We start from the raw sequence: 15,033 nt of genomic DNA, 5'->3' as shown, positions 1-15,033 counted from the left end.
TTCTTCAAAATATTTTTCCGTTTGTTATTCCTAAAAGATTGAGTTCCAATGAGCTACCAGTTTTTCAAACCGGGCTGCAAAGATAAGCAGCTTTTTATTCTCACCAAATTTATTTTCAAATTTCTCTGCCTTTTTTCAAACCAATGCACCGCTGAAAGAACTACCCGTTTTATTAACGGGCTGCGAAGGTATGCACCTTAGATTAACTACCAAATTTTATTTCGAAAATTTGCTGTTTTTTCAGCGATGGAGATTGTATAACCTGAAAGAACTTTGCTTTTGATCTGTATGCTAACTCACTTTAAACTCTCTTTTTTCAAAAGCGGAGAACAAAGGTACGCGGCGGATGTATGCGCACCAAGTTTTTCGGTGTTAAAATGTTGAGCAAATTGTTTACCTGCCGGTATTTTATTGCTATGAATACGCTGGAATAGGCACTGAGCAAGGGTTTCAGGTCGGCAGCAAAGATATCCACATCAGGCCTGCTGGCAGTAGTACACTATGGAGCACAGCGAATTTTCTTATCCCTGAAGGATACCAGGAAAGCCGGCTGCGGTACATTGTACAGGCTATTCCTGCCCGGGTTGGTCTGCCTGGCATAAATAGACAGGATGCCGGCTAAATAGCCCCTTATTGCAGCTTAAATGAGCTGCACAGATGTATACAAGCAAAAAGCCGCCCCGGGTTGAACCAGGACGGCTTTTTTGGTAAAACTTATTTCGACTATTCGAATTTAAGATCAAGACCCAAACCGCGTAACTCGTGAACCAATACGTTGAATGATTCAGGAATACCGGCTCTCGGGATGTTATCACCTTTAACGATGGCTTCGTACGTTTTAGCACGGCCAATGATATCATCCGATTTAATGGTTAACAGTTCCTGCAAAATGTTGGCAGCACCGTATGCTTCGAGTGCCCAAACCTCCATTTCACCAAAACGCTGACCACCAAACTGTGCTTTACCACCCAGCGGCTGCTGTGTAATCAAGCTGTAGGGCCCGATAGAACGTGCGTGCATTTTATCGTCAACCATGTGGTGCAGTTTAATCATGTAGATCACACCAACGGTGGCTTTCTGGTGGAAGCGTTCACCGGTTTCACCATCGAACAGGTGGGTGTGGCCCATTGAAGGAATACCAGCATCACCACAATAGTTCATGATTTCATCAGGTGTAGCACCATCGAAAATCGGGGTTGCGAATTTAACGCCCAGTTTTTTACCACACCATCCGAGAATGGTTTCGTAAATCTGGCCCAGGTTCATACGTGAAGGTACACCCAGGGGGTTCAGTACGATATCTACAGGTGTACCATCTTCCATAAACGGCATGTCTTCTGCACGCACGATTTTGGCTACGATACCTTTGTTACCGTGACGACCCGCCATTTTATCACCCACTTTCAGTTTACGTTTAACAGCCAGGTAAACTTTAGCGAGTTTCAGTACGCCCGCAGGTAATTCATCACCGATAGAGATGTTGAATTTTTCGCGTTTGTAGCGGCCGAGTTCCTCGTTGTATTTGATGTTGAAGTTGTGGAGCAGGGTATTGATCTGATCATCGATAGATGCATCACCTGTCCAACCCAGCGGGTTAACGTTCTGGTAATCGATAGAGCCCAGGTTCTTTACATTGAACTTGGCGCTTTTACCAATCAGCATTTCACCAAAGTTATTGGTTACACCGGCGCTGTTTTTGTCTTTCAACAAGGTCTGCAGTTTGCTCAGCAGCAGCTCTTTCAGGTCTTCGGTATTTTTCTCGTGTACTTTCTCTACTTTTTCAAGCTGAGCTTTTTCACGGATTTTACCATTTTTATCTTTCTTGGCGCGCTGGAACAGTTTTTTGTCAATCACCACACCTTCGGTACCGTTCGGCGCTTTCAGAGAAGCATCTTTGGCATCACCTGCTTTATCGCCGAAGATGGCGCGCAGCAGTTTTTCTTCCGGTGTAGGATCGCTTTCACCTTTTGGTGTGATTTTACCGATGAGGATATCACCTTCACGAACATGGGCGCCGATACGGATGATACCGTTCTCGTCCAGGTCTTTCGTAGCTTCTTCAGATACGTTGGGGATATCAGGTGTCAGTTCTTCTTCACCCAGTTTGGTATCGCGTACTTCCAGTTCATATTCTTCAATATGGATAGAAGTAAACAGGTCTTCGCGAACTACTTTTTCGTTGATTACGATGGCATCCTCGAAGTTGTAACCTTTCCATGGCATGAATGCCACCTGCAGGTTACGGCCCAGGGCCAGTTCACCGTCTTTTGTAGCGTAACCTTCCGTTAAGAAGTCGCCTTTTTTCACTTCCTGGTTTTTCCTAACCGCAGGACGTAAGTTAATAGAGGTAGACTGGTTGGTTTTGATGAATTTGGTGAGTTTGTAGATGCGCAGGTCATCTTCGAAGCTAACCAGACGATCTGCATCGTTACGGTTGTAGCGAACATGAATTTCTTTTGCATCAACAAATTCAACCACACCATTGCCTTCAGCGTGAATCTGGATACGTGCATCGCGTGCAGCTTTTCCTTCCAGGCCGGTACCTACGATAGGCGCCTGTGGCAGGATAAGCGGTACAGCCTGACGTTGCATGTTTGATCCCATCAGCGCACGGTTGGCGTCATCATGCTCGAGGAACGGAATCAATGACGCACTTAAACCAACAATCTGGTTAGGGGCAACGTCCATGTATTCCACTTCTGTTCTTTCGAGAATTGGGAAGTCACCGGTTTGACGGCTAACAATCCTGTCTTCCACGAAATTGCCTTTCTCATCCAGACCAACATTGCTCTGGGCAATTTTGGCGGTATCTTCTTCTTCTGCGCTCAGGAATTTAGTGGTAGCCAGTTCTACGTGACCATTTTCCACTTTGTGATACGGGGTTTCGATGAAGCCCATATCATTGATTTTCGCGTGTACGCAAAGGGTAGAAATCAAACCGATGTTTGGTCCTTCCGGTGTTTCAATGGTACACAAACGGCCGTAATGGCTGTAGTGTACGTCACGCACCTCGAAGCCTGCCCTTTCACGGCTCAAACCACCGGGTCCGAGTGCGGAGATACGGCGTTTGTGGGTGATTTCGGAGAGCGGGTTTGTCTGGTCAAGGAACTGTGACAGCTGTGAAGTACCGAAGAAGGAGTTGATCACGGAGCTGAGTGTTCTGGCGTTGATCAGGTCAACAGGCGTGAACACCTCATTATCACGTACGTTCATTCTTTCGCGGATGGTACGGGCCATACGGGCCAAACCAACACCGAATTGAGCGTACAGCTGCTCGCCTACTGTACGTACGCGGCGGTTGCTCAGGTGATCGATATCGTCGATCTCAGCTTTACCATTCGTTAAACGAACCAGGTATTTGATGATTTCGATGATATCTTCTTTGGTCAATACTTTATTTTCCAGCTTCTGTGTTACGCCCAGTTTGCGGTTGATTTTGTAACGACCAACTTCGCCCAGGTCATAACGTTTGTCACTGAAGAATAATTTATCGATGATACCACGTGCAGTTTCGTTATCAGGGGCATCAGCACCGCGCAACTGGCGATAGATGTGCTGAACCGCTTCCAGCTCACTGTTAGAAGTATCTTTGTTAAGTGTGTTGTAGATGATGGCATAGTCACCGCCTACATCTTCGCGCTGAACGAAAACGCTCTTCACGTCGAGGTCTGCAATGGTATCGATGGCTTCCTCATCGAGCACGGTATCGCGCTCCATAACAATTTCGTTACGTTCGATGGAAACGACTTCACCGGTGTCCTCGTCAACGAAATCTTCTACCCAGGTACGCAGTACGCGGGCAGCGAGTTTCTTACCGAGGTGTTTCTGTAATGATTTTTTATCAGAAGAAACTTCCGTAGCCATACCAAACAGCTCGAGGATGTCTTTATCTGTTTCAAAACCAATAGAACGCAACAGGGTAGTTACGGGGAATTTCTTTTTACGGTCAATGTAAGCATACATGACGTTGTTGATATCGGTTGCGAACTCCATCCAGGCACCTTTGAACGGAATTACCCTTGCAGAGTAAATCTTGGTTCCGTTGGGGTGGATAGACTGGCCGAAAAATACACCGGGTGAACGGTGTAACTGTGATACAACCACGCGCTCTGCTCCATTGATCACGAAAGTACCACGGGGTGTCATATAAGGGATGTTTCCGAGGAATACATCCTGTACGATAGTCTGGAAGTCAACGTGTTCTTCGTCATTACAACTCAAACGCAGCTTGGCTTTCAATGGCACCGCATACGTAAGGCCGCGCTCCATACACTCATCGATGGTGTAACGGGGCGGGTCAATGAAATAATCCAAAAACTCCAGTACGAATATGTTACGTGTATCCGTAATAGGAAAATTCTCCTTAAACACACGGAAAAGACCTTCCACATTGCGTTTGTCAGGAGTAGTTTCTAATTGGAAAAATTCACGGAACGATTCTAACTGAATGTCTAATAAGTCAGGTGTTTCAGCCAGGTGTTTGGACTTACCGAAGCTGATCCTGTTTTGAACTTTAGTTGATGACATATCTGAAATTAACCGGTTTTTGCTTTATGTTCCTTTACGACCAATCTCGCTTAGATACACTGAATCCCATGAAGTTACAGAAAAAAATATCATTTTCGTAACTCAAACTGCTAATTAGCCCAAAATAAAGGATGGCAAAATTAAGTAAAGAAAGGGATTTTGAAAAAACAAATTTTATACCGGATTTATTTTTCCCCGCTTCAGGGCCAAAAATTTCCAAATTGCCCCTGCATTCGGGTGAATAATGAATAGTCAATAGTGAATAAAAACCTGCAAGAGAGGGCAATCCAGCAATAGCTGAAGGCTTCCTTCGTTATCACCCCAGTAAAGCCCCGAGCGAATCATATGCGCTTTTTCAATTGCATACCAATTACTTATCGTTATTTAAAATGATCATTTCGGGCATTATCAATCAAAGCCCTGCACTTCTATTTCACCTATTTGCGCTTTCTGCAAAGCATCCAGGCTTTAGCAAAAAAATTGAACATTGAAACAATTGAACTATTGTTTCCCCCTTGCCACCGATCCAACTTTACACTTCAAACGTTAAACCTTAAACATACACCCGCCGAACCTTTCCCCGTATTTAAATGTAATTACCTACATCTCAATGCTTAAACACTATGATTAACGGCACGATACTCCAATATTTTCATTGGTACTACCCTTCTGACGGCTCGCTCTGGAAAAAATTACAACAAGACATCCCCTACCTGCAGCAACTGGGCATCACGGCCGTATGGCTGCCCCCGGCTTATAAAGGCGCCGACGGCGGCCATGCCAGCGGTTATGATACGTACGACCTGTTCGACCTTGGAGAGTTTGACCAGAAAGGCTCGGTGCGCACCAAATTTGGCACTAAGGATGAATTTATTGCAGCAACAGATGCGTGCAACAAGGCAGGAATCGCCGTTTATGTAGATGTGGTGATCAACCACAAGGCCGGGGCCGATGAGCGCGAAAAGGTAAAAGTAATTAAGGTAAACCCGGATAACCGCACAGAAACCATCAGCGAACCTTTTGAAATAGAGGCCTACACCAAATTCACTTTCCCGGGCCGCAAAGGCAAATACTCTGAATTTATCTGGGATTTTCATTGTTTTACCGGGGTAGACCATGCGGCCGATTTAAATGAAGACGGCATTTTCAATATCATGAATGAATATGGTGATACCTGGGAAGAAGTCATCTCCAATGAATTTGGCAACTACGATTACCTGATGCATGCAGACATAGAGTTTCGCAACCCCGCAGTGCGTGAAGAAATAAAATACTGGACCAAGTGGTTTTATGATACCGCACATTTTCATGGTATGCGGCTGGATGCGGTAAAGCATATATCCCCTGCCTTTTTTAATGAATGGCTCGACTATGTGGGCGCTAACCTGCCCGACCAGTTTATGGTAGGCGAATTCTGGACAGGCAATGTTTCAGAAATAGAAACCTTTATCGCCGCAACCGGCGGCCGCATGAATATGTTCGACGCCCCACTGCAATACCAGTTTCACCGCGCATCGAAGGAAGGTAACAGTTTTGACCTGACCACTATTTTCGATGATACCCTGCTTGCGCACAACGCACCGCTGGCTGTAACACTGGTATCGAACCACGACACACAACCCCTGCAATCGCTTGAAGCCCCCGTGGAACCCTGGTTTGAGCCATTGGCCTATGCCCTGATACTGCTGCGCCGCGAAGGTTATCCCTGTGTATTTTACCCAGATTTGTTTGGTGCGGAATACACTGACAAAGGCAACGATGGGAATGATTATACCATTACCCTTCCTGCGGTGGAAAAAATAGAATTACTGCTGAAAGCCCGTAAAGATTATGCGCACGGCGATCAGTACGATTATATAGATCACCCCAACTGTATTGGCTGGGCGCGCAGCGGTGATGCGGAACACCCGGGTGGTTGTGTAGTGATTATGTCTAACAGCGAAGAAGGTTTTAAAGATATTGACCTGGGCAAAGACAGGGCTGGTACGGTGTTCGTTGATTTTCTCGGCAATAAGGAAGGCGAAATTACTTTGGATGAGCATGGTCACGGCAGGTTTATTGCACCGGCCGGCAATGTAAGTGTTTGGGTGGTGAAAGCATGATGATAATGGTGTATCAATACCGTATTGCGCCTTTGCTTCCTTGCTGTCCTTCCGTGAATAATAACAAAAAGTAAGAAGCCTGCTTATGCATGCAGCAGAGTGGGCTTACTTTTTATTCCGGATAGATGCAAGAACCAGGCAAGTATCACTACCAGCATTGCGCCGATTACGTTAAACCACAGGAAGCCTATGCCAATGATGTTGACCTTGTCGAGCACGAACAGGGTTATTACCAGCAATTCTGCTATAGCGGCTGCAATAAATACAGCTGTACCACCGATTTGCTTTAAATAAAATGCAACCAGGAATATACCGAGTATAACGCCGTAAAATAAAGAACCGAGTACGTTTACGGCTTCTATGAGGCTGCCCATGCGGTTGCTGTATTCTGCGACCACCACGCAAAATACCCCCCAGCCAAAGGTAACCCAGCGTGATAATTTGTATTGTTTGGCTGATTCAATGGGACAATCTTTCTTCAGTGATTTATCCCGCTCTTTATACCGGCAGTAAAAATCGATCATGGTACAGGAGGCCAGTGAGTTCAGGGCAGCTGCAATAGAACCCCAGGCCGCCAGGAAGATGATGGCGATTAACAAGCCTACCAAACCATGCGGCAGGTAATCTACCACGAACTTTAAAAAGATATAGTTGGTATCATTCACATCAACACCCGCATCTGCTTTCTGCAAATAGGTTTTGTATTGTGTACGCAATGAATCAGACGTACTGTTTACCTGCTGCAGCTGTTGTTTAATTGTGGCTGTGTTTGCTGTATTGCCACTATGATCAGCTTTTACAAATGCGCGTACCAGCTGCTGTTGCCTGGCGCTTACCTGCTGGTATTGTTTGTTTACAATGGCAAGTGAATCACCATAGGTTGTTTTATATACTTTGCTGTTCACGGCATCGTTAAAGAACACCGGCTGCGGGTGAAACTGGTAAAAGGTAAACAGCAATGCACCCAGCAACAAAATCAGGAACTGCATGGGAACTTTCAGCAAGCCGTTGAACAGTAGGCCCAGCTTGCTTTCTGTGGCATTCTTCGCGGTAAGATACCGCCCTACCTGGCTTTGATCGGTACCGAAATATGACAATGCCAGGAAGAAGCCGCCAATGATGCCGCTGAGTATATTGTACCTGTCTTTCCAGTCGAACCCTTTGGCAGTTGTGCCTGTGGTAATCACGTTCAGCTTACCGGTGGCGCCGCTTATTTTCAGCGCATCGGTAAAACCTACACCCGGCGGCAGGTAATGCACAATGAGGTAACCCGCTACAGCCATACCGCCGAAGATAATCAGCAGTTGCAGTTGCTGCGTATAAGCCACCGCTTTTGAACCACCGGTAACGGTATAAATGACCAGCAACCCTCCCATCACGATGTTCGTCCAGTAAATATTCCAGCCCAGCAGGGATGACAGGATAATGGAAGGTGCATACACACTGATGCCGGTTGACAAGCCACGTGATAATAAAAACAGGCCGGAGGTGAATACACGCGTCTTTAAATCGAACCGCTGTTCGAGGTATTCGTAGGCGGTGAATATTTTGAGGTTGTTGAATATGGGAACAAAAGTGATGCAAAGTACAATCATGGCCAGCGGCAGACCGAAGTAGTATTGTACAAAACGCATTCCGTCGGTAAAGGCCTGGCCCGGTGCAGATAAGAAGGTAACAGCGCTTGCCTGTGTGCCCATAATACTCAGCAGTATCAGGTACCAGGGCATGGTGCGGTTACTCAAAAAGTACCCTTCCAGGTTTTTGCTGGTGCGACTGCGATACAGTCCATAGGCAATAATGCCGGCGAGCGTAAGAATCAGTACTAACCAGTCAAGCTTACTCATGCAAAGTAATTAGTGAACCACCAGAAGAAAACCAGCAGCACCAGCAGTACAACAATTACTGCGGCATACCATTGTTTCCAGCTTTTAAAGAAAGGTATCTTTTCCATCCGGTGGTTTTGCAGGCAATATAACATTATAGCACAGCAGCAGTACGCATGAATCGTTAATTATGTTCAAAATGTTATGGAAGGAAAGTGGTGTGCCTGCGACAACGCCGGTGAGGACACCGGCTTGGGCAACCGGAAAAATAAAAAGAGCACCGGGCGCTCTTTTTATTTTATACTAAGTTGCACGCGCTTATTTACGCCCGCCGGCCAGGCTGCCGGCAAGGAGGCCAAGGGCAAGGCCGATGAGCAGGCCAGCCCGCACGTTCTTTATGGCTATACCGAGAATAACACCTATCACCACCAGTAAACCTATACTCACTTTTCTTCTGCCATCATTTACTGCCATGTATTTAATTGTTTTTATGGGAAGGTAATGCAATCAGGTTGGCCATTAAACGGTAAGCGCCGCTAACACCTGCGGGCAACTGCCTGAAAAATACCAGTCCCGTGTACACGAAATTACCTTTTCCGTACGGACTGATCAACAAACTGCCATTGCTCACAGCTTCGCCTTTATCGGCCATGGCAAGCGGCATAGCATAATGGCTGTCGGCCTGTTCTCCCTGGTAGGTGCTGCGCTCCTGTATCCAGTCTTTGAAATCTGCCGTGGTAATTTTATTCGGGAAGTTCAGTGCAGGATGATCGGGCAGTAAAAATTTCACGTCTGCATTTTCATCCGTTACGCGTGTGGTGGTAATTAAAAAAGGATAAGGCGCCATACGCACTTTCAGCGGCGAGCCGCCGGTATTGGTATTGTATTGCACAATCAGATTACCGCCATTGTGTACATAATCCATCAGCACATCGTATTTGGCATCCAGGTATTCATGTACATTGTGGGCACGTACACCGGTAATCACCGCATCAAACTGTTTCAGGTTATCGGCCGTAATGTCTGCTTCGTTCAGCAGCTTTACTTCATAGCCCATCTGAACCAGTGCCTGCGGAACGCGATCACCTGCACCGTTGATATAACCGATGGTCCTGCCTTTTGTCTTTACTTCATCGGGCACCACTTTTACCATGTCGCGGTAATTGTAGGCGATATTGGGAATATGATCGTATTTAATTACGCGGAGGTAGTTGGTGTATACATATTTGTGCCCGTCCCTGTTAATCATCACTTCTACACGCAGCTTGTTTTCCAGTCCCTTCTGTTGAACATACATATCTTTTACAGGAACATTGAGCATAATTTCACGGCCTGGCTCCATGTCAACCACGGTATCCTTCACTGCCTTTTTATTTGCTGCTACAGATGATAACACAGAATCGCCCATGCTTACACTGAAACCGGCCTGCGCCACACGTACCTGCACCGGAATGCCTTTCCCGGAGAAATTGGCCTTGTACTGTACCTTGATCATCGGGTTCCTGGTAAACTCGTTACCGGGCTGCACATTGGTGAGCACCACATTGGGTGATACGGATACAATTACCGGCGTAATAACCGGGAAGGGCTCGTACATTTCACCCTTGGCAGGATCTACGTATTTAAACTGCACCGGGCGGTTTACCAGCAGGTCAACACCATTGATAGTAAATACAAACTGCGCGGTAAATTCCGGATCATTTTCATTTTTACCGATATACACCTGGTTATTTACCGTGTACGAACCTGTTTCCATGGCATTCGCCAGCCAGTAAGGCTGCGAGGCCGGGCGGTTGATATCTACCGGGAAAACGTTGGTGAGATTAAAGCTTTGGTTCAGCGGCAGGCTATATTGCAGCGAGGTATCGAATGCACCCAAACGAACTGCTTTTAGTGTGATGTTGGCGGCATTGCGTTTGTTAACGGAGAAATTCACTTTAAACTGCCCGCCCTGTACAGCGTATTCGTTGCCTGTGGTGGCTTCTGCGAAAAGACCGCTGCATTGCAGGATAAGCTCATTTACTTCCTGCAGCTTTCTGCTGATGATTTCGTTAAAAGGCATTTTTGCCAGCAGTTGCTGCAGGCTTACCAGGCTATCAACCGAATATTCAGGATGCACAAAATTGTACGCATTGATGATGCGGTTGATGGCCGCCTGTACAGCACCTGCATTTTTGATGCGTTCCCATCCTGTTTCCACGCCATCCATTAAATCGTTCCTGGGTGCTTCGCCGCCTGTGGTGATGAAGTATTCAAACGCCTGGCCACGTTGCCTGGCCACGCCAAATGCCTGTGTTTTGTGCTGGCTGCGGCTGTCTGCTGCTATTTCGCCATAGTTTTCGCCCAGCAATGCATTATATCCGCCAATATCCAGTTTAAAGGGTTTACCGCCACCGCTGGTATCTACATTACCGCCAAAGTTGTAGGCATTCCACATAATGCGTTTGGCCTGCCAGGGTTTTACGCCGCCGTAGGTAAACTGTTCGGGAAAGCGGGTGCTGTCTGCTGCGGCTTTAAATGCTTCATTGGCCAGCAGGGTACTTGCCCAGTGATGGCCATGGCCGGCGCGTGCATCGCCGGGAAAGCGGGTGATGATGATATCAGGACGTACCCTGCGGATTACCCATACCACATCGCTCAGAATTTTATCGTGGTTCCAGATGGCGAGTGCTTCATCTGCATTTTTGGAGAAACCGAAATCGTAGGCGCGGCTGAAATACTGGTCGGCCCCGTCTATGCGCCTTGCGGCAAGCAGCTCCTGGGTGCGTACCAATCCCAGTTCAACACCCTGTTCGGTGCCAATAAGGTTTTGGCCGCCATCGCCGCGGGTTAAGCTGAGATAGCCGGTTTTGTATTGCTTGCCCCTGGCCAGGTAAGCCAGCAGTCGGTTGTTCTCATCGTCAGGATGTGCGGCTATGTACAACACATTGCCCAACACATTAAGTTTTTCGAGTTTGCGGTATATCGTAGCGCTGTTATCTGTTTCAGGAGCCTGTGCTGTTGCCTGCAGGCAGCTCACTGCCAGTAATGCCATTGCTGCCAGTCTGCCGGGGAGTTTAAACATAATCCGTTGCTTTTGCCAAATGAGAGACGAAAATTAAGGTAAATGGGGAGAATAAAAAAAGCCACCCGGTGAGGGGTGGCCTTTTATTGGTAAACCGGTTAAGGTTAGAATGAGTAGCGTAAGCCGATCTGCATGTTCCAGCGTGACAGGAAGTCTGAATAAGTCCAGGGTTTCTGGGTGTACTTGTTCAAACCAAAAGCCTGGTCGAAGGTAACTTTCGGATGTGTAGGATCGAAAGTAGTGTACTGCTGTTCAACAGGTACAGGACCGCCTGTGAAGTTAGCTGCTTTGGTAGGCGCTGCTACGTTAAGCGGCTGTGCTTCCTGGTTGCTTGCATAGTAAGAGTGGCCCCAGCTTTTGCTCAGCAATGCACCTACGTTGAAGATGTCACAAGACAGTTCAATGTTGTGGCCTTTGATGAAGTTAAAGCCTTGTACCAGTTTGAAATCGAAGTGATTTTCCCATGGCAGGCGGGCACCGTTACGCTCTGTGTTTTTGCCCTGGTGTTCACGTGTGTACTTGGTAGAGTTCATGTAAGCCTGGAAGTTGGCATACTGCTGTTCAGGCGTGTATTTGATGCCGGTAACTTTACCTGCAGAATTGGTTGTATACAATGGAGCGAAGTCTGCAGCTGAAGTAGGCAGGTACATCAGGTCAGCGCTGTTGCTGGTGTTAACTGAAGTAGCAGTTGTACCGTCATCGCCATTGATATCACCAAAGTAAACATAAGACAGGGTTTGACCAGTATAACCATTATACACCAGGCCCAGGTTTGTATAGAACTTGCCGTAGGTGAACTTTTTGGTAATATAGGCTTTGATAGCAGAACCCTGATCGTAGTTGTTTCTTGCCTGATCAAGGCTGTTAAGGCCATTGATGTTGTAGGCAAAGCGGAAGTTAGAGATGGCAGTAGAAGAAGTACCGTCATTCAAACCATAAGAATGACCAAGGGTATATGCTGCACTAGCCGTCCAGCCACCTGCGAAAGGACGCTGCAACTGGAAGGTAACGTTGTATGCATAACCTTTGCTGGTATTTGTCAGCATCAGTACGTTGCTGTAATTAACCGGGTCAATTTTAGAACCATAGAACGGACGGGTAGTGTTACCCAGTGTAGAAGTAATGGTTGAAGGCGCCAGGTTCAGATCCCTGTAAGCGATATCGTTCAGGGTTTTGGTATAAATACCTTCGATGGTACCAATGAAACCATAAGGCAGTTTCTGGTCGATAGCCAGGTTAGCCCTTACAGTTTGCGGGTATTTGAAGTTGCGTGCAGTTACGTCAATTTCATTCACTTTGCTGCCTGCACCTGTTGAAGGATTGTTGGGGTCGAAACGGATATTGGCCAGATCTGTGCTTGTAGCAGTGTATTTGTTCAGCAAAATACCTGTACCACCATACTGGTTAGAGATCCATACCAGGGGAACACGGCCTGTGAACAAACCAACGCCACCACGGAGGATGGTTGTTTTATCACCTTTAATATCCCAGTTAAAACCAGCGCGCGGAGCCAGCATAATTTTAGCTGAAAGCACTTTGTTGGTTGCTACGCCGTTTGAAGTAGCGATAGCAGAGCTGTTAAATGCAGTGTTATCACCAGGTTTGTTAAAGAAGGTTGGGATATCAGCCCTTACACCTACAGTCAGTTTGAAATTGTCTGCTGCCTGCCATACATCCTGTGCATATACACCAAACTGTGCTGCATGAATGGTAGCAGAACCATCAGTACCTGCAACAGTAGGATAATAACGCTGGTAGGCATTGGGAGCAGCATTGTTGTAAAAATCAGACAGGCTGTTGTAGCTGTAGTTACCATACAGGTTTTGAACGAATACGTTTTTGGTATTGTAAAACTCATTATTGGTACCAACAGTCACAGTGTGTTTGCCGGCGTAAATGTTCAGGTTATCAGTGATGGTAAAGATGTCCTGGTTAAGGCTGTTGGCAGTAGAGCTGTTCTCTGTACCAAAAGCATAGGTTAAAGAACCGTCTTTAATTTTCACGTAAGGAAACGCATCACCCGGTGTTTCACGTTTGTCTCTTGTTGCGGTGTAAGTAGCACGCAATACGTTTGACAAACGGCTGCTGATGTTTGAGTTTAACTCAGCAACGGTTGAGTTGTTGGTAGAAGCAAAATAATAACCGTTGTTGAAGAACTGCATCGCATTGGCACCATCGCTGATGATATACGATTTACCTTTTGTATAGCTGTGGCGGATAGTCAGTTTGTTCCTGCTGTCGATGTTCCAGTCGATACGGCCGAATATGGCGTCAGACTGGCGGGTTTTGTTGATGCCATTGTAAGCACCGGGGTCGTAAGACCAGCCATTGTGTTTGCTGCCATCTTTCAGGAAAGCGGTCAGGGAATCCATGGTACCAGGCCTTACATTAGAGCTGGGCGAACCTGGCTGCAGATCGATGGGGTTAGAACGTCTTTCCCCTTCGTAGTTAACAAAGTAGAAGAGTTTGTTCTTGATGATGGCACCACCTAAGCGTGCGCCATAAGTCCAGTCGTGGAATTTGCCGTATTTGGCACGGGTATCCGCGCTTTTACCAACAAAATTCTGGTTCTGGTTAAAGCCGTAGATAGAACCATGGGTAGTGTTAGAGCCTGAGCGGGTAACGGCGTTCAAGCCACCGCCGGTGAAACCACCCTGCGTAACGTCGTACGGAGCGAGTACCACCTGCAGCTGTTCGATCGCATCGAACGGAATGGGGTTGATACCTGCCTGGCCACCGTTGGTACCGCTTGCAGCCAGACCAAAGATGTCGGTTGAGTTAACACCATCAATAGTGAACTGGTTGTATTTGTTGCTCTGACCGGCAAATGAGATACCCATGGTAGAACCATCGGATGTACTGTTTCTTGCCTGGGCCTGGGGCACCAAACGTGCAAAGTCGTTCACGTTGCGTGAAATGGTAGGCAGAGCCTGCAGCTGCTGGGCAGAAAACTGGGTGGAAGGACCTGAACGGTCTTTACCAATTGTGTTTCTGCGTGTAGAGGCTACAGTTACTTCCGTTAAATTCTGTGAAGAACTTTCGAGTACAGGTGTAAGCTTGGTAGCCACACCCAGCTCGAGGCTGATATCATTATAGGTTTGCGTAGTCAGTCCCACATAAGTGATTGCCACTGTGTAAGGACCGCCCACTTTCATGTTCGCAATGTTGAACACACCATCTTTCCTGGAAGAGGTATGATAAACAGTACCTGAAGGCAGGTGGGTTGCGGTGATGGATGCGCCTTCAAGGCCTTTTCCATCGCTAATTTTTACGTTACCAGTAATGCTACTGGTGGTTACCTGGGCCAGGGCGAAGGCCGGTAACAAGAGTACGAGACTTAAAATCTGCAAAATTCTCTTGCTAAGCATAAATGTGTGAGTTGTTTTCAGCCTGCAAAGAAACAGAATTAACCTTTCCCTAACGCAACGGAATGTTAACAAAATATTATTAGCGGCGTAGGATTTGCACAAATCGCTGATTTTTAGTATAGTCATGCTACACGAAGTTTACTGTGCCG

The 15,033-nt window shown here is 46.8% G+C and carries 6 protein-coding genes; 1 reads left to right on the top strand and 5 read right to left on the bottom strand.

The window, feature by feature from the left end; genetic code table 11:
* Positions 1-723 precede the first annotated feature (723 nt).
* Positions 724-4,527 (bottom strand): DNA-directed RNA polymerase subunit beta, encoded by a 3,804-nt coding sequence (gene rpoB, locus DXN05_RS24380; protein WP_116849929.1) that lies wholly within the window; start codon positions 4,525-4,527, stop codon positions 724-726.
* Between the two features lie 623 nt (positions 4,528-5,150).
* Here rpoB and amyA point away from each other — a divergent pair.
* Positions 5,151-6,629, top strand: coding sequence for an alpha-amylase (amyA, locus tag DXN05_RS24375; RefSeq protein WP_245975297.1), 1,479 nt, complete (start codon positions 5,151-5,153; stop codon positions 6,627-6,629).
* An 83-nt stretch (positions 6,630-6,712) separates the two neighbouring features.
* Here amyA and DXN05_RS24370 read toward each other — a convergent pair whose 3' ends face one another.
* The 4 genes from DXN05_RS24370 to DXN05_RS24355 all read right to left on the bottom strand — a co-directional run bounded on the left by DXN05_RS24370 (position 6,713) and on the right by DXN05_RS24355 (position 14,884).
* Positions 6,713-8,473 (bottom strand): sodium:solute symporter, encoded by a 1,761-nt coding sequence (locus tag DXN05_RS24370; RefSeq protein ID WP_116849928.1) that lies wholly within the window; start codon positions 8,471-8,473, stop codon positions 6,713-6,715.
* Between the two features lie 297 nt (positions 8,474-8,770).
* A complete protein-coding gene (locus DXN05_RS24810) occupies positions 8,771-8,926 on the bottom strand; it encodes a hypothetical protein (RefSeq protein ID WP_158559433.1) in 156 nt (51 codons plus the stop codon).
* 4 nt (positions 8,927-8,930) lie between these two features.
* A complete protein-coding gene (locus DXN05_RS24360) occupies positions 8,931-11,516 on the bottom strand; it encodes a PIG-L family deacetylase (RefSeq protein WP_245975296.1) in 2,586 nt (861 codons plus the stop codon).
* Positions 11,517-11,620: 104 nt separating this feature from the next.
* Complete coding sequence (locus tag DXN05_RS24355; protein WP_158559431.1) at positions 11,621-14,884, bottom strand: TonB-dependent receptor; 3,264 nt, start codon at positions 14,882-14,884, stop codon at positions 11,621-11,623.
* Positions 14,885-15,033 lie beyond the last annotated feature (149 nt).

The sequence above is a fragment of the Deminuibacter soli genome (assembly GCF_003412455.1).
GTDB classification, from domain to species: domain Bacteria; phylum Bacteroidota; class Bacteroidia; order Chitinophagales; family Chitinophagaceae; genus Deminuibacter; species Deminuibacter soli.
The sequence above is the reverse complement of the archived record's forward strand: the minus strand, read 5'-3'. Positions and strand labels throughout refer to the sequence as shown.